Annotated in this window: 18 protein-coding genes; 14 read left to right on the top strand and 4 right to left on the bottom strand. The window is 53.4% G+C overall.

Annotated features, from left to right (window positions below):
• Positions 1 to 14: 14 nt before the first annotated feature.
• Positions 15 to 2,468, top strand: a complete 2,454-nt coding sequence (gene hrpB, locus Q1A54_RS17845; RefSeq protein ID WP_299990829.1) for an ATP-dependent helicase HrpB — start codon at positions 15 to 17, stop codon at positions 2,466 to 2,468.
• A gap of 231 nt (positions 2,469 to 2,699) precedes the next feature.
• Here hrpB and Q1A54_RS17850 read toward each other — a convergent pair whose 3' ends face one another.
• Entirely contained in the window at positions 2,700 to 4,175 is a 1,476-nt protein-coding gene (locus Q1A54_RS17850; protein WP_299990831.1) for an alanine/glycine:cation symporter family protein, read from the bottom strand.
• Between the two features lie 305 nt (positions 4,176 to 4,480).
• Positions 4,481 to 5,614 (bottom strand): MFS transporter, encoded by a 1,134-nt coding sequence (locus Q1A54_RS17855; RefSeq protein ID WP_299990833.1) that lies wholly within the window; start codon positions 5,612 to 5,614, stop codon positions 4,481 to 4,483.
• A 345-nt stretch (positions 5,615 to 5,959) separates the two neighbouring features.
• Here Q1A54_RS17855 and Q1A54_RS17860 point away from each other — a divergent pair, with 345 nt between their 5' ends.
• On the top strand, positions 5,960 to 6,250 hold the full coding sequence (locus tag Q1A54_RS17860) for an isoamylase early set domain-containing protein (protein WP_196120489.1): 291 nt from the start codon (positions 5,960 to 5,962) through the stop codon (positions 6,248 to 6,250).
• A 32-nt stretch (positions 6,251 to 6,282) separates the two neighbouring features.
• On the opposite strand, the gene Q1A54_RS17865 is transcribed toward Q1A54_RS17860, so the two are convergent.
• Positions 6,283 to 6,705 carry a hypothetical protein gene (locus Q1A54_RS17865; RefSeq protein WP_299990835.1) on the bottom strand — a complete coding sequence of 141 codons (423 nt, stop codon included), beginning with the start codon at positions 6,703 to 6,705 and terminating at the stop codon, positions 6,283 to 6,285.
• A gap of 159 nt (positions 6,706 to 6,864) precedes the next feature.
• Here Q1A54_RS17865 and Q1A54_RS17870 point away from each other — a divergent pair, with 159 nt between their 5' ends.
• From Q1A54_RS17870 to Q1A54_RS17925, 12 genes are all read left to right on the top strand, one after another.
• Positions 6,865 to 7,365, top strand: a complete 501-nt coding sequence (locus Q1A54_RS17870; protein WP_299990837.1) for a (2Fe-2S)-binding protein — start codon at positions 6,865 to 6,867, stop codon at positions 7,363 to 7,365.
• Positions 7,362 to 8,357 carry a xanthine dehydrogenase family protein subunit M gene (locus Q1A54_RS17875; protein ID WP_299990839.1) on the top strand — a complete coding sequence of 332 codons (996 nt, stop codon included), beginning with the start codon at positions 7,362 to 7,364 and terminating at the stop codon, positions 8,355 to 8,357. The genes Q1A54_RS17870 and Q1A54_RS17875 overlap by 4 nt, the downstream gene beginning before the upstream one ends.
• Positions 8,354 to 10,573, top strand: coding sequence for a xanthine dehydrogenase family protein molybdopterin-binding subunit (locus Q1A54_RS17880; protein WP_299990840.1), 2,220 nt, complete (start codon positions 8,354 to 8,356; stop codon positions 10,571 to 10,573). The genes Q1A54_RS17875 and Q1A54_RS17880 overlap by 4 nt, the downstream gene beginning before the upstream one ends.
• 743 nt (positions 10,574 to 11,316) lie before the next feature.
• The gene (locus Q1A54_RS17885) at positions 11,317 to 12,495 is read left to right on the top strand and encodes an XdhC/CoxI family protein (protein WP_299990842.1); all 1,179 of its coding nucleotides are present in this window, start codon (positions 11,317 to 11,319) and stop codon (positions 12,493 to 12,495) included.
• Positions 12,483 to 13,088 carry a nucleotidyltransferase family protein gene (locus Q1A54_RS17890; protein WP_299990844.1) on the top strand — a complete coding sequence of 202 codons (606 nt, stop codon included), beginning with the start codon at positions 12,483 to 12,485 and terminating at the stop codon, positions 13,086 to 13,088. The genes Q1A54_RS17885 and Q1A54_RS17890 overlap by 13 nt, the downstream gene beginning before the upstream one ends.
• A gap of 78 nt (positions 13,089 to 13,166) precedes the next feature.
• A complete protein-coding gene (locus Q1A54_RS17895) occupies positions 13,167 to 13,628 on the top strand; it encodes a (2Fe-2S)-binding protein (protein WP_196120496.1) in 462 nt (153 codons plus the stop codon).
• A gap of 3 nt (positions 13,629 to 13,631) precedes the next feature.
• Positions 13,632 to 15,785: a xanthine dehydrogenase family protein molybdopterin-binding subunit gene (locus Q1A54_RS17900; protein ID WP_299990847.1), complete on the top strand. Its 2,154-nt coding sequence runs from the start codon at positions 13,632 to 13,634 to the stop codon at positions 15,783 to 15,785.
• A 386-nt stretch (positions 15,786 to 16,171) separates the two neighbouring features.
• Positions 16,172 to 17,152: a GTP 3',8-cyclase MoaA gene (gene moaA / locus Q1A54_RS17905; protein WP_299990849.1), complete on the top strand. Its 981-nt coding sequence runs from the start codon at positions 16,172 to 16,174 to the stop codon at positions 17,150 to 17,152.
• 17 nt (positions 17,153 to 17,169) lie between these two features.
• Positions 17,170 to 18,375, top strand: coding sequence for a molybdopterin molybdotransferase MoeA (locus tag Q1A54_RS17910; RefSeq protein WP_299990851.1), 1,206 nt, complete (start codon positions 17,170 to 17,172; stop codon positions 18,373 to 18,375).
• A gap of 363 nt (positions 18,376 to 18,738) precedes the next feature.
• Positions 18,739 to 19,215, top strand: coding sequence for a cyclic pyranopterin monophosphate synthase MoaC (gene moaC, locus Q1A54_RS17915; RefSeq protein ID WP_299990854.1), 477 nt, complete (start codon positions 18,739 to 18,741; stop codon positions 19,213 to 19,215).
• Positions 19,196 to 20,365, top strand: coding sequence for an NTP transferase domain-containing protein (locus tag Q1A54_RS17920; RefSeq protein ID WP_299990856.1), 1,170 nt, complete (start codon positions 19,196 to 19,198; stop codon positions 20,363 to 20,365). The genes moaC and Q1A54_RS17920 overlap by 20 nt, the downstream gene beginning before the upstream one ends.
• On the top strand, positions 20,365 to 21,426 hold the full coding sequence (locus tag Q1A54_RS17925; RefSeq protein WP_299990858.1) for a HesA/MoeB/ThiF family protein: 1,062 nt from the start codon (positions 20,365 to 20,367) through the stop codon (positions 21,424 to 21,426). The genes Q1A54_RS17920 and Q1A54_RS17925 overlap by 1 nt, the downstream gene beginning before the upstream one ends.
• Here the strand turns inward: Q1A54_RS17925 and Q1A54_RS17930 are convergent, their stop codons facing one another.
• Positions 21,427 to 21,843 (bottom strand): molybdenum cofactor biosynthesis protein MoaE, encoded by a 417-nt coding sequence (locus tag Q1A54_RS17930; RefSeq protein WP_299990860.1) that lies wholly within the window; start codon positions 21,841 to 21,843, stop codon positions 21,427 to 21,429.
• Positions 21,844 to 21,848: the final 5 nt, after the last annotated feature.

Consider the following 21,848-nt stretch of genomic DNA (forward strand, 5'->3'; position numbering starts at 1 on the left):
TCATAACTTTAAACTTGATTTTCGATCCATTTACCATAGACCTCCCCGTTCGGGAAATCATACCTGCCGTTAGAGAACACCTTTCTGCGCAGAATACCCTGATCGTAAACGCCCCTCCCGGAGCCGGTAAAAGCACCTTGCTGCCGCTGGCGATACTCGGTGAGCCTTGGCTAAAAGATCAGAAGATCATCATGCTGGAGCCGCGGCGCCTGGCGGCCAAAACCATTGCCGAGCGACTGGCGCAACTGCTGGGCGAGGAGGTAGGCCAGACCGTCGGTTACCGCATCCGGTTTGAGAATCGCATTTCGGACAAGACCCGCATCGAGGTCGTGACCGAAGGCATCCTCACCCGCATGATCCACAGCGACCGCTCGCTCACAGGTATAGGCATCGTGATTTTCGACGAGTTTCACGAGCGCAGCATCCACGCCGATGTGGCCATGGCCCTGAGTAGGGAGGCACAGCATACCTTGCGCCCCGACCTTCGCATTCTGGTGATGTCGGCCACGCTGGATATGCCGCAGCTGACGAGTCTGCTCAAGGCGCCGGCCGTGCAAAGCATGGGGCGGCAGTACCCGATCAACACGATCTATACCGGCGATGCCGACGACCGCATGCTGCCCGAAATGACAGCCCGTGTAGTACAGCAGGCAGCCAAAGAGCAGGAGGGAGATATCCTCGTGTTCCTGCCCGGCGAAAACGACATCCGCAAAGTGGAAATACTTTTGCGCAAACAACTGCGTGGAGTGCAGATTCATCCACTATTTGGCATGCTGCCCTTCGGCAAGCAATACGCCGCTATCATGCCCGACCGTGAAGCCAGGCGCAAAGTGGTGCTGGCCACCAGCATCGCCGAGACCAGCTTAACCATAGAAGGCGTGTCGGTGGTGGTGGATACGGGCTTCGGCAAAACGTCCCGCTTCGACCCGAAATCCGGTTTGTCCCGCCTCGAAACAGCGCGCATTTCCAAAGACGCCGCCGACCAGCGTGCCGGTCGCGCCGGTCGTTTGGGCCCGGGCACGGCTTACCGCATGTGGAGTAAAACCACGCAGGAGCGCATGTCCCCGCACCGCACGCCCGAGATCATGGAAGCCGACCTGGCCAACCTGGTGCTCGACATGGCCCAGTGGGGCATCATGGACATCCGCAGCCTGACCTGGCTCAACCCGCCGCCCCGTGCCGCCCTGCAATACGCCACCGAGATGCTGCACCAGCTGCAGGCGCTGGAGAACGGGCGCATCACGGAGCACGGCAAGAAAATGCACGCGCTGCCTTGTCACCCGCGTATCGCCCACATGCTGCTCAAAGCCGAGGAAACCGACCAGGTAGCACTGGCCAGCGATATTGCCGCTATCCTGGAAGAGCGTGATCCGCTGGACCGAAACGCCGGCATCGACATTAACTTAAGAATAGAAGCCCTCCGCAGGTATAGGCGGGAGCAGGGGCAAGGCAAGCGATTTGCCAAGATCGAGAAGATCGCCCGTTCGTACCGCCAGCTGTTCAGCATAGAGCCCGAGAACAGTAATTTCGACGACTACGAAACCGGCGTGCTGCTCACGCATTGCTACCCGGAGCGCATCGCCTACGCCCGTCCCGGCAACAACGCCCAGTTTCAGCTGGCCAGCGGGCAATATGCCTCCGCCGGTCACCGCGACGACCTGGCGCACGAGCCCTGGCTGGCCATTGCCCACCTGCATGCCGGTACGGGCGACAATCCGGGTCGCATCTTCCTGGCCTCGCCGCTCAATCCGCGTGACCTGGCCCCGCTCGTGAAGCAAAAGGAGGTATACCACTGGGACGTGAACGACGGCGAGCTCACTGCCTCCATGGACACCCGCATCGGCAGCATCGTGCTGCAAAGCAAACCGCTGCCAGCACCCGACGAAAAGCACCGCGTACCAGCCATGTCCGAAGCCATCAAACAGGAGGGAGAGCACTTGCTGGACTTCAACTTCGAAGTCAGGCAATGGCAAAACCGTGTGCTGAGTTTAAGAAAGTGGCGCCCCTCCGAGTTCTGGCCCGACGTGAGCACCAGCACCTTGCTGATGACCAACTGGGACTGGCTGAAGTCCTACCTCTTCGACATTGAACACCCCGACGAACTAATGGAACTGGAGCTCTTACCGATTCTGGAAGCCAAATACCTGAACGATGAACAGCGTGCCCGACTGGAGGTGCTGGCCCCCTCCAGCATCCCCTTGCCGGATGGTTCAGATATTGACCTGTATTATCACGCCGATGGCAGTCAGCCGAAGCTTGAGATCCGGCTGCAGGATGTGCTGGATTGGGAAGAAAGCCCGACTGTAGACGAAGGTGAGATGACGGTAGAGTTGGCCCTGCTCAGCCCAGAGCTAAAGCAGATCACGACTGTGTCGGATCTGGCGAGTTTCTGGAAAGGAAACTACCGCGTGATCAAAAGGCAGTTGGAGGTAGTGTTTCCGGAGGTTAATTGGGAGAGAGAATCGTAGGGACAGGTCGCGACCTGTCCGCACGCATTGTGATCGGTCGCTGTGATTTGCATGGCATCTCCGGTTTACCATCATATAGCTTCATATAAAAATTACCTGTGCACGATTCGGACAGGTCGCGACCTGTCCCTACAAACCACATGTACACCCTGCAAACTTGATATACCCCATAACAAAAGAGACGCCCCCATAGCGTCTCTTTTTCGTTTTCTATACCTCTTATCTCTATCTCTACACCGCTTTCAATTCTCTTTGATCTAGTGCTTCCGGTTCGTCAGCGCCGATCGCTTTGTTCCAGTCACTGGCATTCTTTATACCTAGTTTCTCCGGATCAAAGCTTGGGTCGAGGCCGGCTTTGCGCTGGGCCAGGTAATCTTGCAAGGTGCGTAAGGCAGGTTTGCGCAGCAGGAAGATGGCGATCACGTTGAGCCACGCCATGATGCCCACGCCGATATCACCCAGCATCCAGGCGGATTCTGCTGTCTTCACTGAGCCATAGAAGGTAGCGGCAAGTATAAACAGGCGAAGTGCCCAGAGCATCCACTGTTGGTTTTTGGTGTTGAGGTAGCTCAGGTTGGTTTCGGCAATGTAGTAGTAGGCCATGATGGTGGTGAAGGCAAAGAAAAACAGCGAAATGGCGATAAAGCCGCTACCCAGCGCAGGGAAGTGGGAGCTCACAGCCAACTGCGTATACTCTGGTCCGAATGGCACACCCGGCAGGTTTTCTACCAGAAAGCCTCCTTCCGGATTCACCACATTATATTGTCCCGTAAACAGGATCATGAAGGCCGTAGCCGTACAAACAAAAAGCGTATCCACGTAAACAGAGAAGGCCTGCACCAGGCCCTGCTTGGCAGGATGGCTAACCTCCGCAGCTGCAGCCGCATGTGGCGCGGTACCCTGGCCTGCTTCATTGGAGTAGATGCCACGCTTCACACCCCACGAAATGGCCATGCCAAACACACCGGCAAAAGCAGGCTCCAGGTCAAATGCAGAACTGATGATAAGGCTAAATACGGCAGGAACCTCCGAAATATTCATCAGAATGATCACAACCGACATCAGGATATAAGCGCCCGCCATAAACGGGACCACCACCTGCGCCACGTTGCCGATGCGCTTCACGCCTCCTATGATAATAAGGGCCAGCAGCAAGGTAACGGCTCCACCGGTATAGGCAACCGGTATCTGGAAGGCATTGCTGATACCGGAGGCAATGCTATTGCTCTGCACGCCCGGCAGGAACAGGGCCATGCTGATAATGGTCGCGACTGCAAATAGCACCGCATACCATTTCACGCCAAGTCCTTTTTCGATGTAGAATGCCGGACCACCTCTGTACTGGCCATTTTTTACCTGCTTATAGATCTGGCCCAATGTAGCTTCTATAAAGGCAGAAGAACTACCCAGGAAGGCGATCACCCACATCCAGAATACAGCGCCCGGCCCACCCATGGCAATGGCCGTGGCTACACCGGCAATATTACCCGTGCCCACACGGCCGGCAATGGCCACGGTAAAGGCCTGAAAAGAACTGATGCCTTTGTTAGAGGACTGCCCCCGGAAGAGCAGGCGCAGCATTTCGCGGAGGTAGCGAATCTGCAGGAATTTGGTGGCAATGGAGAAGTATACACCTGCCCCAAGGCAAAGTATGATAAGTGCATTGCTCCAGACGATGTCGTTTACCGAGCTGATGAAATTTTCCATGGAGAGAAGGTGGGCTTTAATCTTGTCAAGTATAGTTTGAAACCCTGTTTTTATATAACGAAAGGTTTCTGCACTTTAAATTAGACAGAAATTTTCAGAAGTGAAGAGTTTACCCAGGCTTATTCTTTCCGGCGCAAGTAGGTTTTAAGTAGAATTGGCTGAATGTAAGGGCGAAAGCAGCTCCCCGTGCTGATCGATTTACCAAATAAAAAAGAGCCTAAGCCAAAGCCCAGACTCCCTTCTGACAATCATTGTGTAATAAAGCGTTGTAGAAAACAGCTATACCTAGGGCCTCAAACCCAGACTTACCTTTCCAAGCGGAAGAACTTTCTGGAGATCGGGATCAGCATAGCGCCGGCCAGGGCGAAGGTCACAAAAGCGAACTTGAGGTTGAAGGCGTGGGCCAGGTAACCGATGAGCGGCGGGCCCATGAGCATACCCACAATGCCGAACGTCACGATCATGGAGATGGCGATGCCTGTAGAATACTTTTTGGAAGCGCCCGCCAGTGTGTAGGTCATCGGTATAACCGAAGCGGTGCCGAAACCTACCAGTGAGAAGCCGATCATGGCTGGCCAGAAACTCGGGAACAGAATGGCCAGTGCTATACCTGAGAAAATAAGGCTGGCACTGAGCACATAGGTTTTCTCCATCCCGATCTTCTCGATGATCCGATCTGAAACAAACCGCGAAAGCGCCATAAACGACATAAAGATGAGGTAGCCTGCGGTGAAAACCTCTTCGCCCACCACCTGCTGGAAGTAAATACCGCTCCAGTCGAACATGCCGCCTTCGCACACGGCTGCAAAAAACACGAGCAGCCCCAGGTATAGAATGTAGGGGTCGGGTCTGCCAAGCGTGAGCTTATTACCCGTTGTGGAGCGGTCGTTGCGCAGCAGGTAGGGGAAGGCTCCCAGTACAATGAGCGTCGTAGTTATAGAAACGGCTACCAGGTGCGGCACGATTGATATGCCGAACGACACCAGCAGTGTGGTAAAGCCTACGCCAAAAATGCCACCTGTGCTCCAGAGACCATGGAAAGCCCCGTTTATTTTGCGGTCGTAGAGTTTCTGCAGCGTAATGGCCTGGGTGTTGATGGCAATGTTAAACACGCGCATACTCAGCGAGAACAGGAATAAGGCCACCACCAGGGCAAATGGTGTGGCGGCAATTCCAATCAGTGAGAGCGATGCAGCATTCAAGACCATGGCCACTATCAGAGGAAAACGGCTGTCGAACCTGGTAACAAGCCAGCTCGACAAAGGCAAGCCGATCAGTGAGCTCACTGGCATGGTGAGCAGGATGCTGCCCAGTTCAGCCTCGTTCAGGTGCAGCTTGGAAACGATAGTGGGGATGCGGGAAGCCCAGCTTGAAAAGTTAAAGCCGGAAAGAAAGAAAAAAAGACTAAGCGAAAGCCGGTTCGTGGTGATAGAATGCATTGCGGTAAAATAAAGACGCAAGTTGCTAAAAAGTAAAGCCTTTAGATACGTTTATTATTTCTTTTCAATGGAGGGTACTTGCAAGTTCAGTCGTTTTTCTGTTGAACAGATCAGTATGCAATCCTTAGAGCCCCATTAGCCTGGTTCATCTTTATGCTAAAATGATCGGGGCTTTGGAAGGAGGATCTATACCTGAACTGGGACTTTGGGATAGCCTGGTGAAACTCAAAACATTAACAAATCTTGCCAGGAAAGAGTACATGTTATTGTTGGCAGGAAAATGCAACACCTTCCGGCACTGATTCACTTTAGCAACCATACGTCACAGAAAAAAACAAAAGAAGGATGATTCAGAAAACATACCTGAAAACAAAAGACCAGTGTAAAGTTAAATTCACGATCAGCATCGAAAATGCGGATAGAGTGGAGATCCTTGGCCTGAATAACGACTGGAACACACCGATCAAAATGAGCAAGAAAAAAGGCGGTGTATTTGAGTGTGTGCAGACACTACCGCGCCATACCCAGCACGAATTCAAATACCTGGTAAACGGCACCGACTGGCGCAACGATCCGGATGCTGATGGGGAGGCGCCCAACGAGTATGGCGGCACCAACACCTTACTAGTGCTCTAGTCGCCGTTCTCTGCGACAGTAGCTGCCTTCATTTAATTGCTTATACCTGAGATGTAGGAGGCTATTTCCTGCTCTTTTTCCTGCATGTGCTCGTAAGCAAACTTCTGCAGCACATCGCAGGAAACTTTGTCGACAACCCCGATAATCCGCGCTTCGCTGATCACCTCCTGGTTCCAGTCAGAGGCGATGACCATGATGGCCTGCCCGTTGTATGGACTGAGGTCCAGCAGGTCGGCAGTCAAGTTAGGAGATGGCCATTTGCCTGCTGCCAGGCTATACACGCCTGGTTCCCAGCGGGGTGGGTCATTTTTAAGATCCGGCACTGGCTTAAAATAGCCTTCATCCACAGGCCCTATAAAAAGAACGTTCGCTTTGCTGAGCGTAGGCGGTACGAGCATCTTGGGGTCGGGCAGTACAGTGCCGGCTTCTTCCAGCGTATCTTCAGGTTCATCCATGCCTATACATACTACCACAAATAGCAGATAGTTGCCCTGCGCCATTTAGGGCCAACATAAGGAGGAAAGGAGCGTAAAGCTAAGCTGTTCATTTCGCTCACCTGACTGGCAAAATTTCTTATGAAAGACAGTCGGTTGGTCATTTAATCTCCTTCTGCTATGGAAAAAGAAAATCCCCCATTACCACCGCTGCAACCAGTCACGCTCCGCATCAACGGCAAAGAACGGCGCCTGGAGCTGGCTCCCTGGACTTCCCTGCTCGACGCTTTGCGGGAGCACCTGCACCTGACCGGCACCAAAAAAGGTTGCGACCACGGCCAGTGCGGTGCCTGCACCGTGCTTGTCGATGGCAAGCGTATCAACTCCTGCCTGACCCTGGCCATGATGCAGGAAGACAAAGAGATCACAACGGTCGAAGGACTGGCCAAAGACGGCGAACTGCATCCGGTACAGCAGGCCTTCATCGACAACGATGCGTTCCAGTGCGGTTACTGCACGCCGGGGCAGATCTGTTCGGTGATCGGGCTGGTGAACGAAGGAAAAGCCAAAACGATGGATGATATACGCGACCTGATGAGCGGAAATGTGTGCCGTTGCGGTGCCTATGTGAACATCGTAAAAGTGGTGCAGGAAGCACTGGAAAGGAGTGAGGCCAGATGAGACCATTTACCTATACCCGGGCCACGGATGTGAGCAGCGCCGTGCAGGAAATCACCAGACATGAAAAGGCCAAATTTGTAGCAGGCGGCACCAATCTGCTCGACCTGATGAAGATCGATGTGATGGCCCCGCAGCACCTGGTGGACATCACCCGCATTGCCCTTAACACCATTGAAGAAACAGCAGACGGCGGTTTGCGGCTGGGTGCGCTGGTCACGAATAACGGTACCGCCTACCACGAGCAGGTAGAGAAGCGCTATCCGTTGCTCTCACACGCAATACTGGCAGGCGCGACCGGGCAGCTGCGCAACATGGCCACCGACGGCGGCAACCTCCTGCAGCGCACCCGCTGCTATTACTTCTACGACACCCAAACGCCTTGCAACAAGCGGGAACCCGGCTCTGGCTGTTCCGCCATAAAAGGTTATAACCGCGACCTGGCCATATTGGGTACAAGCGAGCACTGCATTGCTACCCATCCGTCGGATATGTGTGTGGCCCTGGCTGCGCTGGAGGCAAGCATCAACGTAACCGGACCAAAGGGTGAGCGAACCATCCCTATTGCCGACTTCCACCGCCTTCCCGGCGATACTCCCCACATTGACACCAACCTGCAGGAGGACGAGATCATCACCTCCATCGACCTGCCGGCTAAAGGCTTTGCGGAGCACTATACCTACCTCAAACTCCGCGACCGCGCCTCCTATGCCTTTGCCATCGTATCAGTAGCCGCTGCCCTGGACATGGACGGCGACACGATCAAAGAAGCCCGCATTGCCCTGGGTGGCGTGGCGCATAAGCCCTGGCGAAAACCAGAGGCCGAAGCTATGCTACAGGGTCAACAGGCGACACGTGAGAACTTCCGCAAAGTGGCAGAGGCTTACCTGGAAGGAGCGAAGGGTTACGGCGATAATGATTTTAAAATAGAGCTGGCGAAGCGGGCCATTGTGCGGGCGCTGGAGCAGGCTTTTAACAAGGAGGGTGCAGCATGAAAACAGATCAGATAGGAAAAGAAAGAAACCGGGTAGACGGCAAAGCTAAGGTAACCGGCAAAGCAAAGTATGCGGCAGAGTTTTCGGCAGAGAACCTGGCTTATGGTGTAGTAGTGAGCAGCGGCATTGCCAAAGGCAAGATCAAAAGCATTGATGCCAGCAAAGCCCTGGCGCTGGATGGCGTACTGCAGGTATTCACGCACGAAAACCGCCCCGGCTACATGTGGCTTGACAAAAACTACAAAGACGATGATGCACCTCCGGGTTCCCCTTTCCGTCCGCTTTACGACAACGAGATTCTATTCAGCATGCAACCCATTGCCCTGGTGGTGGCCGAGACCTTTGAACTGGCAAGGTATGCGGCCATACTGGTAGAAGTGGCCTACGAAACAGCCGAACACGACACCGACTTTGATGCTAACCTCGAGCAGGCATATGAACCGAAAGAGTACAAAGCTTCAGAACCACCCAAGCCCCGGGGCGATGTAGACAAAGCACTGGCTGAGGCAAGTGCCCGCATCGAACAAACCTATACCCATCCGGCCGAGCACCATAACCCGATGGAGATGCATGCGAGTACGGCCGTGTGGGAAGGGGACGGGAAACTCACAGTATATGACAAGATACAGGGCGTACAGAACAGCCAGCAGTACATTGCCAGCGCCTTTGGTATGTCGCAGGATGAGGTGCGGGTGATCTCTCCTTTTGTGGGAGGAGCTTTTGGTTCGGGTTTGCGTCCGCAGTACCAGCTTTTCCTGGCTGTGTTGGCAGCCCGTGAACTGCAGCGCTCGGTGCGGGTGGTCATGACGCGTCAGCAGATGTTCTCGTTTGGCCACCGCCCCAAAACGCTGCAGCGCTTTAAACTGGGTGCCGATGCCGATGGGAAACTACAAGCGCTACAGCAGGAGGTATACGGCGAAACCTCCCGTTTCGAAGACTATAGCGAAGACGTCGTGCTCTGGCCAGGTGTGCTCTACCCATGCGATAACACCAAGCTGACGCACAAACTGGTAGGCTTGGACGTTTATACCCCGCTCGACATGCGGGCACCGGGTGGTACCACCGGTATCTTCGCGCTGGAGTGCGCCATTGATGAACTGGCTTACAAAGCAGGTATAGATCCGCTGGAGTTCCGAAAGAAAAACTACTCCGAGAAAGACCAGAACGAAGACAAGCCTTTTTCGAGCAAAGAACTGCGGGAATGCTATCGGCAGGGAGCCGAGAAATTCGGTTGGTCGAAACGCAAGATGGAGCCACGCTCTATGAAAGACGGTCACCAACTGATCGGCTGGGGAATGGCGCAGGGTGCCTGGGAAGCCAATCAAGCCGAGGCCAGTGCCAAGGCCGTCCTGAGCAAAGAAGGTAAGCTCACCGTGAGCAGCGCCACCGCAGACATTGGTACCGGTACCTACACCGTCATGACCCAGATCGCAGCTGAGACACTGGGTTTACTATTGGAGGATGTAACGTTCAAGCTGGGAGATTCTAATCTGCCGAAAGCGCCTTTGGAAGGTGGCTCAAAGACTGTTGCTACAGTAGGTTCCGCCGTGAAAAAGGCCTGCGAACAGGTACAGGAAAAACTGCTGAAGCTGGCCCAACAGCAGCCCGATTCGCCACTGGCAGAAGCAAAGTTAGGAGATGTGGACTTCTCAGAGGGGCGGATCAGCTTGAAGCGAGATGCCTCTAAAAGTGTGCAGTTGCAGGATCTGTTGCAGCAAAGCGATAACGGCAGCCTGGAAGGAGAGGTCTCCACCAAGCCATCCGATGAATCGAAGGAATACGCCCGCTACGCGCACTCTGCCGTATTCGCCGAAGTGAAAGTAGACGAAGACCTGGGCACTGTGAAGGTCACGCGGCTGGTAACCGCTGTAGCCGGTGGCCGCATCGTCAACCCCAAAACCGCCCGCAGCCAGATATTAGGCGGCATGGTCTGGGGCATGGGCGTCGCCCTGCACGAGCACACCGTCATGGACAACCACCTCGGCCGCTTCATCAACCACGACCTCGACAAATACCATGTACCGGTTAATGCCGACGTGCAGGAAATGGAGGTGATCTTTGTAGAGGAGAAGGATGAAGTGGTGAATCCACTGGGCGTGAAGGGGCTTGGTGAGATCGGGGTAGTCGGTGTAGCACCGGCTATCGCCAATGCGATCTTTCATGCTACTGGGAAAAGGGTAAGGGAGTTACCGATTACGATGGATAAGTTGTTGTGATTTTTTTTTTGCCTGACCGTCGGGCCTTTGTTTATGGCGCGAGCGTCCTCGCTCGTGTCTACTATGGTGGGGCCTCTGGCCCCTGTGCCCCAAGTATAAGTATAGCTGCGGCAGTTGCAGGTATAGCTAATGATACTGTTTCATAGCTTGCCTTGGCCAGGCGGGCCTTACTTTTTTCCTTGATGAAAAAAGTAAGCAAAAAAATCAAGACGCTCCAAACTCGCTGAACGCTCGAACAGTGGAGCGTCGAAGGGTGCACTTGGCACCAGTATTTGCTGCGTAGGTTGCTGAGAGTTACTCTGCAATGCGTGCCAGTGGTCTGTGTAGTTTGATACAGGGCTTATACTTTAAAATAGTAGCGGCCGAAGATTCCCCTCTTGGAAGGCGGGGCTGTTAAGTTCTGTTAGTAAGTATCCCCTTGAGGGGATTATAGGGGTGTAAACTCGGTGCTAAATTGCCATTAGCGTACATGTTTACGATTTATCCGCAGCTCCAACACCCCTCTGAGAGCTTCGCTCGCAAGTTTCGACTCGCGTCTCTCTTGTCCTCAAGGGGAGAAATTGCTAGAACTTAACAGCCTTACCCTGCAAAGGGTAAGGCCGGACGACAATCATGCACCAAAATCCTGTAAATCCATAAATCCTGAAAATCCTGATTCAGACAAGAAGCCCCATTAAACCAAAACCCTCCAAAAAAGTCTCAAATTTCGTAACTTGTAAGCTTCAAGAGCACTTTATTAACACATGAAAGAACTGCAGGATATCGTAGGGGCGTATGAAGCTGCGCGGCAGGAGGGGAAGCAGGTGGCATTGGCGACGGTGGTGCAGGTGCAGGGTTCTTCTTACAGGCGTCCGGGTGCGCGTATGTTGGTGACAGAAGATGGCCAACTGACCGGTGCGATCAGCGGGGGCTGCCTCGAAGGCGATGCGCTACGCAAAGCCCGACTCGTGATGCACGAGCAGCAATCCATGCTGGTGACTTATGATACCACCGATGAAGACGATGCGCAACTGGGCGTAGGCCTGGGGTGCAACGGTATTATCCAGATCCTGATCGAGCCGATTAATCCGGAAGATCCGGCAAATTCAATCGCTTTCTTTCAAGCTTTTCTGAGCAGTCGACAGGCGGCGGTGATCGTGACGCTTTTCTCGTTGGAGAATCGCACGAGTTTGCAGCCAGGTACCTGTTTGTTTATACCTGAGAAAGGAGCTGTGGCCGGAACATGCACGGATGCCATGCTACAGGAAGCCCTGCTGAGCGATGCACAACATGTGCTGGTGCAGCGGCAGTCAATCACTAAGACTTATATGACCGATGAAAGTTCATTGACAGGCTTTGTGGAACTGCTGCAACCGGCTGTATCACTGGTGGTAGTAGGGGCCGGTAATGATGCTGTCCCTTTGGTAAACATGGCGGCGATATTGGGCTGGCAGGTGACGGTTGTGGACGGTCGTGCGAACTATGCCAAGGCTAGTCGTTTTCCGGCTGCGCAGCAGGTACTTGTGGCAAAGCCGGAGCAGGTACTGACGCAGATTATACCTGACGAACAAACGGTTTTCGTGCTGATGACGCACAACTATAACTATGATCTTGCCATGCTGCGCCAGCTAATGCCCCTGGCTATACCTTATATCGGTTCACTGGGTCCCCAAAAGAAACTGGAGCGTATGCTGGCAGAACTGCAGGACGAGGGGATGGAGATAAGCGAGGAGATGCGGCAGCGGGTATACGGTCCGACGGGGCTGGAGATCGGAGCCGAAACTTCCGAGGAGATCGCCTTATCGATTCTGGCTGAGGTCAAGGCGGCGCTGGCGAATAAGACCGGTGGATTCCTGCGTGATAAACCGGGTGCTATTCATGATCGTGGCCTGGAAAATCTGGAACTGGGTAAACAGACAAGCGTATCCGGATGTTTTCTGTAAGCGGACTGGTCATACTGGCCGCTGGTGCTTCCACACGGTTAGGACAGCCAAAGCAGCTGCTGCACTACCAGGGCAAGAGCCTTTTGCAACGTGCTGCGCAGGTGGCTGCGGAAGCTGGTTTTTCGCCTGTGGTCGTGGTATTGGGAGCGCATGCAGAAAAACTTATCCCTGAACTTACCGACTTGCCTGTTACAACTGTGCAGAACCCGGACTGGCAGGAGGGAATGGCATCTTCTATTCGTGTAGGGCTACAGGAACTATTGAAATTAAAACCTACGCTGGACGACGTTACCTTTATGGTGTGCGACCAGCCTTTTGTGGATGCTGCTGTGCTGAAGCGATTGCTGCAGGCGAAGCAGGATGACCGGAGCGGCATTATCGCCAGCGCCTACCAGGGAACAATGGGTACACCAGTACTTTTTGACAAGTTTTACTTTCCAGAGCTACTGGCACTGGAGGGGCAGGAGGGAGCCAAGAAGATCATACTGAAACATCCGTCAGCGGTCAGTTCCCTGCGCTTTGAGGCTGGTGCTATCGACATTGACACAGCAGCAGACTACGCGGCACTGTTACAGACAGATTTGCCTGAATAACTTGATTTAAAGCGGGGGTGCTTATTTCCCGCACCATATAATTTCCTAACTTAGAGTTCAAAATTTCAGATTATAAAGATGGCGACATACAAACTGCAAATCAATGGCCGAAGCTATGAGGTCGATGTAGAGCCGGACACCCCGCTGCTGTGGGTGCTGCGCGACAACCTGGGACTGGTAGGCACCAAGTATGGCTGTGGCATCGCGCAGTGCGGCGCCTGTACCGTGCATGTTAACGGAAACGCGATGCGCTCCTGCGTGTACCCGGTTTCTGCCGCTGCTACTGCCAAAATCACCACGATTGAAGGCTTGTCAGAGGCGGGCGACCATCCGGTGCAGCTGGCCTGGGACGAGGTGGATGTGGCCCAGTGCGGCTACTGCCAGGCTGGTCAGATCATGACGGCTACCGCCCTGCTCAACAAGAACCAAAAGCCAAGTGCTGAGGAGATCGACAATGCCATGAACGGCAACATCTGCCGTTGCGGTACCTACCACCGTATTCGGGAAGCAGTTGCATTAGCCGCCACTAAACTCAAATAAGCCATGTCAGAAATAACACAGGAAAGCAGACGCAATTTCATGAAGCTGTTCGCCGTGGCAGGTGGCGGTCTTGTATTGGGTTTCAACTCGACCAGCTCTATTGCTTCAGGTCTGGGCCTGATCGATGGATCGAACCTGCCGGCAGCTGCCATCGATTTCAACAGCTATCTTTCCATTTCCCCGGATAACATCATCACCATCCTGTCGCCGAACCCGGAACTGGGACAGAACATCAAGACCTCTTTCCCGATGATCGTGGCAGAGGAACTGGATGCCGACTGGACCAAGGTGAAAGTGGTGCAGGCGCCCCTCGATACAAACAAATTTGAGCGCCAGGTAACAGGTGGCAGTGGTGCTGTGCCGCACTCCTGGGAACGCCTGCGCAAGGCAGGTGCTACGGCCCGCCACATGCTGATGGAAGCAGCAGCCAAACGCTGGAACGTAGCGGCTAACTCGCTCAGCACAGAAAACGGCATGGTGGTGCACGCTGCCAGTGGCCGTAAACTGAGTTATGGCGAACTGGCAACCGAAGCCTCTAAAGTGCCGGTGCCGACGGATGTGAAGCTGAAGGATAACAAAGATTTCAAGTTGATTGGTACGGCCGTTCGCAATGTCGACAACCACGAGATGATTACCGGCAAGCCGCTTTACGGGCTGGATGTGTACAAGGAAGGGATGCTCTTCGCCATGATCCAACGTCCGGAGGCTTTTGGTATGAAACTGAAATCGGTGGATGCCGCTAAAGCCAAAGCGATGCCAGGTATAGTGGATGTAGTAACATTTGGTAACAACGTAGCTGTGGTAGGTAAATCGACCTGGCAAGTGATGAAGGCCCGCAAAGAACTGAAAATTGCATATGAACCGGATGGTACCCTGGAAAGCTCTGCCGACCACGACCGTTTGTTCAAAGAATTGCTGAACAGCAAAGAAGCCAATGTTCGTCGCCAGGACGGTGATGTAGACACTGCCTTTAAAAATGCGGCAAAAGTGATCAAGAGCGAGTACCAGTGTCCGTTCCTGTCACACAGCCCGATGGAGCCGATGAACTTCTTTGCGCACGTGCGTCCGGATGGCGTTGAACTGGCTGGTCCAACCCAGACTCCGCAGCGTGCCCGTGATATGGTAGCGAAGCTTTTAGATATTGCCCCCGAGAAGATCACGCTGGAGCTGACCCGCCTGGGAGGTGGTTTTGGTCGTCGACTCAGCGCCGACTATGTACTGGAAGCTGCTGAACTCTCGAGCATCATTAAAGCACCAGTAAAGGTGATCTGGTCGCGTGAAGATGATATGTCAGGCGGGACTTACCGTCCGGCTGTGCGCTATCGTTTTGAAGCGGCGCTCGATGCCAAAGGTAATATGATTGGCTACAAACTGCGTGGTGTCGGCATCAACTCCGGCAACCCAACGCGAGAAGATAACTTCCCATCCGGCGCGGTTGACAATCTGTTAATCGACTCCGTAGAGCATAAATCAGCGATCACGACGGGACCGTGGCGTGCCCCGATCACGAACTTCCTGGCTTTTGCTGAGCAGGCTTTCCTGGATGAAGTGGCGCAGGCCGCAAAGAAGGACCCTGTACAGTTCCGTCTTGAGCTATTGGACAAAGCTAAAAAAGCACCGGTAGGAGAGATTAAATACGACATCGACCGCATGCGTGGCGTGATCGAGCTGGCCGCTGAGAAATCGAACTGGGGCAAGAAGAAAGGCGTGCACCAGGGCTTCAGCGTTTACTTCTCGCACCGCTCTTATGTGGCGCAGGTGGCCGAAGTGAAGCTGGTGAAATCGGTACCGGTAGTCGAGAAGGTATACGCTGCCGCTGACTGTGGCATTGTAGTGAACCTGAGCGGTGCTTACCAGCAGGTACGCGGTGGTATTGTCGACGGTCTGGGCCACGCCATGTACAGCAAACTCTCGTTCAAAGACGGTGCAGTAGAGCAGAAGAACTTCAACAACTACCGCCTGATCAGGCTAAAAGAAATACCGGAGATCGACGTGCATTTCGTCAATAACGGCATTGACCCGACCGGTTTGGGTGAGCCAGCGCTTCCGCCGACAGGTGGAGCTGTGGCCAACGCCATCTTCAAGGCTACCGGCAAACGACTGCGCAACCAGCCGTTTATGGAGCAGGTGGAGTTTAAGAATGGGAAGGTAATTTAGGTATCATACCCTCGCCCGCGTCCCGCGAGTGTGAGCTATCCAGTGGCGTCCCGCCACTTGTACCGATAGGTACAAACTAAAGCGGCCAGAGTCCGCCCGATAGCTCACACTCGCGGGACGCGAGCGAGGGATAATTCCCTTCCAAGAGCAGGAGCGTTTTATACTAAGAAATAAAACCCACTGTCATTTTGTTAAGAAACTTGTTTGAAAGGAGGTTAAGCAGTGGCTACTAGCGGGGGTAGGAGCCCTCTTTACCAAGATCCTTACAAGATGACAAAAGTATAATGAAACAGCCCTGTTCTTGAGAGGGGCAGGGAGTGAATTTAACCTCCTGCAGAAGCATCCAAATCAAAACATCCGCAGCAGATAACGAGTAGAGAGAAAGCATGTTGGTAGACAGACACGGAAGGAAGATCAACTATTTGAGACTGGCGGTGACCGACAGGTGCAATCTGCGTTGCTTTTATTGCATGCCGGAGCAGGGACTGGACTGGCTCTCCCGAAGTGAAGTGATGACGTACGAGGAGATGCTCCACATCAGTCAGGTGATGCTCCACATGGGGATTGAAAAGATCCGGATCACAGGAGGGGAGCCTTTTGTGCGTAAAGATTTCATGCCTTTCCTGACGAAGCTCTCTCAATTGCAGGGACTCCAGCAGCTGACGCTTACCACCAACGGCGTGCTAACGGCCCCCTTTGTGCCGGAGTTGAAAAAGATAGGTATACACAGCGTCAACCTCAGCCTCGATACACTCAATCCAAATCGTTTCTTAACCATTACCCGACGCGATGTGTTGCCAGCTGTGCTCGAAACACTCGATGCTTTACTCCTGCATGGGATTGAAGTGAAGATCAATGCCGTGGTGATGGAAGGAAAAAATACCGAAGATATCCTGCCGCTGGTAGAGCTCACCAAAAGCCATCCGGTAAGTGTGCGTTTCATTGAAGAGATGCCTTTCAATGGTGGCGAAAGTCACTACACCACGCTCGCTTGGGACCACTTTCGCATCCTGGAGAAGATCAAAGAGCAGAACCCAGGCATTTCTAAAACGATCGATCCGCCGCACTCTACCTCCTACAATTACCAGATACCGGGGCACAAGGGCAGCGTGGGGATTATTGCTGCTTATACCCGTTCTTTCTGCGGTACCTGTAACCGCATCCGGCTCACGCCACAGGGCGAGCTCAAGACCTGTCTCTATGGCGACAGTGTGCTGAACGTAAAGGACTTAATGCGCAGCGGTATGCCGGAGCAACAATTACAGCAGGCACTTAACCAGGTCATCGGTTTAAAAGAAAAAGATGGTTGGGAGGCTGAGAAAAACAGCCAGTCGCTGCATACTTCCATGGCCAGTATTGGAGGCTGATCTAAACTACAAGAAACATGATATCAGTTCAAGAAGCGGAAGCCATCATACAGGCCCAGGTCAAAGGCTTTGACACTGAGCAACTGCCTTTCAAAAAGGCGCTGGGCAGGGTGCTGGCCGAAGACTTGCGCACCGACCGCGACTTGCCGCCCTTCAACCGGGTCGCCATGGACGGCATTGCCATCCGCTACGAAGACTTTGCGGCAGGTACCCGCACCTTCCGCATTAAAGGCACGCAGGCGGCGGGAGATAGTCCGATCGAGATTAGTGCTTCTGATGAGTGCGTGGAGATCATGACCGGAGCGGCATTACCTCCTTCAGTGGATACTGTCATCCGCTACGAAGACCTGGAACTAGAGGACGGGCAAGCAAAGGTCAAAATTGACGCACTGCAAAGAGGGCAGAGTATTCATACTCAAGGTAAGGACCGGAAGCAAGGCGATGTGGTGGCACCAGCTAATCAGGTCATCACCGCAGCCCTGGTAGGTATGGCTGCAGCAGTAGGCGCTACCCAACTCGTTGTCAAAAAACTTCCTCGAACAGTCGTGATCTCTACGGGTGATGAACTGGTTGATGTGATGGAAACTCCTTCACCTTTCCAAATCCGGCGATCGAACAGTTACATGGTGAAAGCGGCTTTGGAGAAATACGGCCTTGTGGCTGATCTGTTGCATATAGCGGATGATCAAAGTCAATTAAGGACACAGCTGCAGGATTGCCTGGAGCGCTATGATGTGTTGATCTTGAGCGGGGGCATCTCGATGGGTAAATTCGATTATGTGCCACAGGTGCTGGAAGAACTAGCCGTAGAGAAGTTGTTTCATAAAGTGCAGCAGCGGCCCGGCAAGCCTTTCTGGTTTGGAACGCATGCCAGTGGTGCGGTTGTGTTTGCCCTGCCCGGTAACCCAGGCTCGACTTTTATGTGCCTGCACCGCTATTTTATACCTTGGCTACAGGCTTGTTTAGGTATAGCCAAAACAGGCATGTATGCTGCCCTTAACACTGATTTTAGCTTCCAGCCACGGCTGCAATACTTTCTGCAAGTAACGTTGCGGATTAGTGAGCAGGGCCTATTGGTGGCTACGCCTCTGGAAGGCAACGGCTCTGGTGACTTTTCAAATCTGATTGAAGCGGATGCTTTTTTGGAGTTACCGGCGGAGCGGAGTGATTTTAAGAAAGGGGAGGTATACCGGGTGTGGTCGTTTAAGGGATTAGGGGTATAGGTAAAGCAGTTGCAGGTATAGCAACTTGAGTTGTTTCATTGCTTCGCCTATGCGGCGGGCACTGTTTGCCCTGGCCGGGCGGGCCTTACTTTTTGTCTTGACACAAAAAGTAAGCAAAAAAGTCAAGACTCCCCAAACTCGCTGAACGCTCAAACAGTGGGTAGTCGTTTAGTGCACCTGGCACTGCTGCTTGTTTCATTGTGAGCGTGAGAGTTAGTCTTGCTATACCTGCCAGTGTTAAACTACTGGCGCTAAAACGTTTACAATTGACAAATGGCAACGTCAAAGATTCCCCTCTGGGGGTAGGGGCCCTCTACAAAGGGAGGGACGGGTAAAAATTGCTTACATTATTAAAAACTAAACATGACTGATTTTTCACACTTGAACGATAAAGGCCAGGCGACCATGGTGGACGTGGGGGGTAAGCAGGCGACGCAACGTACGGCTACAGCACGCAGCATTGTGTCGCTGCCGCCGGAAGTGCTGGAGAAGTTTGAGGCCGATGATATACAGACGAAGAAAGGCTCCGTTTTCCAAACAGCGATCATTGCCGGTATCATGGCGGCTAAGAAAACTGGGGAGCTGATTCCGCTCTGTCACCCGATCGGGATGGATAACTGCAACATCACCATCCAGCTTAACGAACAGCAGGAGGTGGTGATTGACTGCGCGGCCAGCATTACGGCCAAAACAGGTATAGAGATGGAGGCGCTGGTAGGTGCCTCAGTGGCGGCGCTCACCGTGTACGACATGTGCAAAGCCCTGAGCCACGACATTGTGATCCGGGAAACAAAGCTGATCGAAAAGACAGGAGGAAAGGGTGACTTTAAAAGAGCATAGCAAACACAGCAAGATCACCCGTCCGGCATACGGCAATTTCGGACGCAACGAATGGGCCATCGTAGGTGCCGCTTGCGGTGCCATTAAAGCGTTGGCGGATGCACTGATCAAAGAACTGTCGTCCAGGTATACGTGTGCCTATGTAGACGCCCAGCATGCAAAGGCCGACGAAGAAGCGTTGCTTCCGGGGCGATTAGGTTCCGGTGCTATAGTAGAATATACCGACCAGATCCAGTATCACCAGTTCGACATGAAGCGTGAGTTGAATGCGTTTCAGTTCCGGCATCTGTTCAATGATAGCGACTTGGTCTTGGTGAACGGCAATCATGAACAGGCCAAAGCACAGGTGGTGATCATCGATGCTTCCAAAAAAGCGTCACTTCAGAAAAGACTGCCACAGCTGACGAATGTCGTGCTGTTTTTACTGGCCGATGGGATGGAGGAGGTATACGATTTTTTGCAGGAAGCTATACCTGACTGGCAGGCTATACCTGTACTGAAGCTAAGCGAAACCGACAAGGTCATCGCTTTCTTTCAGGAACAAATGCAAAAGGCAAGACCAAAGCTGAAGGGCCTGGTGCTGGCCGGCGGACAAAGCCTGCGCATGGGCCAGGACAAAGGCGCCATGCGATGGCACGGAAAGGAACAGCGCTACCACATGGCCGACCTGCTTGACGAAATGTGCCAGGAGGTATTCATTTCCTGCCGACCAGAGCAGCAGGTGGAACTGGATACTAACTATAACACCCTGCCTGATACCTTTACCGGACTCGGACCATATGGTGCTATTCTATCTGCTTTTCGCGAAGATCCGGATGCGGCCTGGCTGGTCGTAGCATGCGACTTGCCATTACTCGAGGCAGCTACTTTACAGCACCTCGTAGAGAACAGGAACACCTCAGTTAATGCCACTACCTACGCCAGTCCGCAGGACGGCTTTCCGGAGCCGCTGATCGCGATTTGGGAGCCGAAGAGTTATCCGGTCCTGCTTTCTTTCCTGGCGCAGGGCTATACCTGTCCGCGCAAGGTGCTACTTAATAGCGAAATTCATTTGATAGAAGCTGCGAATGCGAATACCCTTCGCAATGTGAACACGCCGGAGGAACTGGAGCAGGTACAGCTGCTTCTTCAACAAAAAACCACTTACTAATGCAAGCGTCCGATTTGTTGCGCTACAGTTGTCAGATCGCCTTGCCGGGTTTCGGCGAGGCAAGCCAGGAGCGTCTGCAGCAGGCGCGTGTGCTGGTGGTGGGTGCTGGCGGACTGGGTTGTCCGGCTGCACAGTATCTGGCGGCTGCAGGTATAGGGACGCTAGGTATAGCCGACTTCGATACGGTTTCGCCCGGCAACCTGCACCGCCAAATCCTTTTTACACCCGCTGAAGTAGGGCAGAACAAAGCCCGTATCGCCTGTGAAAAACTGCAGCAGCAGAATCCAGGTATTCAGCTGATACCTCACGAACTGAAAGTGACCTCGGCCAACGTGCTGGAGCTCCTACAGGACTATGACGTGGTGCTCGACGGGACAGATAATTTCGATACGAAATATCTGCTTAACGACGCCTGTGTACTGGCCGGAAAGCCACTGGTGTATGGAGCCATTTACCAATTTGAGGGGCAGGTGGCGGTCTGGAATGTGCCTGTTGAAACAGGTAAAAGAAGCCCGAACTACCGTGATGTTTTTCCAGAGGTAGATGCCTCACAGGTACCTAATTGTGCCGAGGGCGGCGTGATTCCTACACTGGCTGGTATGATTGGCTGTATGCAGGCAAACGAGGTACTCAAGTTAATCACTGGGGCGGGTGAACCGTTGGTGGGCAAACTCCTTTGGCTGGATGCTTTGACGATGCAGAGCCGCATTATTAAAGTCGGGAAAGTGTCAACAGTGATGATCGATAAACTAACGGAAACAGAAGAGGTGCCGCTTATCTCGGTGCCGGAGTTGAAACAAGGTATAGCCCAAGGGCTCTATGAACTGGTGGATGTGCGGCGTGAAGAGGAACGATCCGCTTTTCACATTGGTGGCAAGCATGTGCCGCTCGATCAGCTAGCGGAGCAGATGGATCAGTTGTCTGAAGATAAGCCGTTGGTGTTATACTGTGCTTCGGGCAAGCGGAGTGGTGAGGCGGTAAAGCGCATCAAAAAGGCGCTACCTGAGTTAGAGGTATACTCCCTTGAGGGCGGCATGAAAGCCTGGAAAGAACAGCAGTAATCAGGGGTGTGCAGCCACCCAAACCTCCCCATCTTCAAAAATCTCTTTTTTCCAGATGGGTACCGTTTGCTTGAGCGTGTCGATGATGTAACGGCAGGCATAAAAAGCGGCATCGCGATGAGCAGCGGCCACGGCTATGATCACCGGGACTTCGCCTACCTGCAGCACGCCCGTGCGGTGGTGCAGCAGTATCTTTTCGATGGGCCATTTAGCCTGCGCTTCTTCTGCAATTTTCTGCATTTCCTTAACGGCCATTTTGCCATAAGCCTCGAACTCCAGTCGCAGCACAGCTTTGCCTTTGGTGGCGTTGCGCACCGTGCCGATGAACACGTCAATGCCCCCGCAAGTCGGCGACATCACCCAGTCGATGCAGGCGGCGATTTCGAGTGGCTCTTCTGTTAGTTGTATATCGATCATGTGTG

This window comes from uncultured Pontibacter sp., from assembly GCF_947502515.1.
Classification (GTDB): Bacteria; Bacteroidota; Bacteroidia; order Cytophagales; family Hymenobacteraceae; genus Pontibacter.

Bases quoted from the DNA above. Each gene is read 5' to 3' on its own strand.
- Q1A54_RS17850 (WP_299990831.1), bottom strand. From the start codon at position 4,175: ATGGAAAATTTCATCAGCTCGGTAAACGACATCGTCTGGAGCAATGCA.
- Q1A54_RS17855 (WP_299990833.1), bottom strand. From the start codon at position 5,614: ATGCATTCTATCACCACGAACCGGCTTTCGCTTAGTCTTTTTTTCTTT.
- Q1A54_RS17860 (WP_196120489.1), top strand. From the start codon at position 5,960: ATGATTCAGAAAACATACCTGAAAACAAAAGACCAGTGTAAAGTTAAA.
- Q1A54_RS17865 (WP_299990835.1), bottom strand. From the start codon at position 6,705: ATGGATGAACCTGAAGATACGCTGGAAGAAGCCGGCACTGTACTGCCC.
- Q1A54_RS17870 (WP_299990837.1), top strand. From the start codon at position 6,865: ATGGAAAAAGAAAATCCCCCATTACCACCGCTGCAACCAGTCACGCTC.
- Q1A54_RS17875 (WP_299990839.1), top strand. From the start codon at position 7,362: ATGAGACCATTTACCTATACCCGGGCCACGGATGTGAGCAGCGCCGTG.
- Q1A54_RS17880 (WP_299990840.1), top strand. From the start codon at position 8,354: ATGAAAACAGATCAGATAGGAAAAGAAAGAAACCGGGTAGACGGCAAA.
- Q1A54_RS17885 (WP_299990842.1), top strand. From the start codon at position 11,317: ATGAAAGAACTGCAGGATATCGTAGGGGCGTATGAAGCTGCGCGGCAG.
- Q1A54_RS17890 (WP_299990844.1), top strand. From the start codon at position 12,483: ATGTTTTCTGTAAGCGGACTGGTCATACTGGCCGCTGGTGCTTCCACA.
- Q1A54_RS17895 (WP_196120496.1), top strand. From the start codon at position 13,167: ATGGCGACATACAAACTGCAAATCAATGGCCGAAGCTATGAGGTCGAT.
- Q1A54_RS17900 (WP_299990847.1), top strand. From the start codon at position 13,632: ATGTCAGAAATAACACAGGAAAGCAGACGCAATTTCATGAAGCTGTTC.
- moaA (WP_299990849.1), top strand. From the start codon at position 16,172: ATGTTGGTAGACAGACACGGAAGGAAGATCAACTATTTGAGACTGGCG.
- Q1A54_RS17910 (WP_299990851.1), top strand. From the start codon at position 17,170: ATGATATCAGTTCAAGAAGCGGAAGCCATCATACAGGCCCAGGTCAAA.
- moaC (WP_299990854.1), top strand. From the start codon at position 18,739: ATGACTGATTTTTCACACTTGAACGATAAAGGCCAGGCGACCATGGTG.
- Q1A54_RS17925 (WP_299990858.1), top strand. From the start codon at position 20,365: ATGCAAGCGTCCGATTTGTTGCGCTACAGTTGTCAGATCGCCTTGCCG.
- Q1A54_RS17930 (WP_299990860.1), bottom strand. From the start codon at position 21,843: ATGATCGATATACAACTAACAGAAGAGCCACTCGAAATCGCCGCCTGC.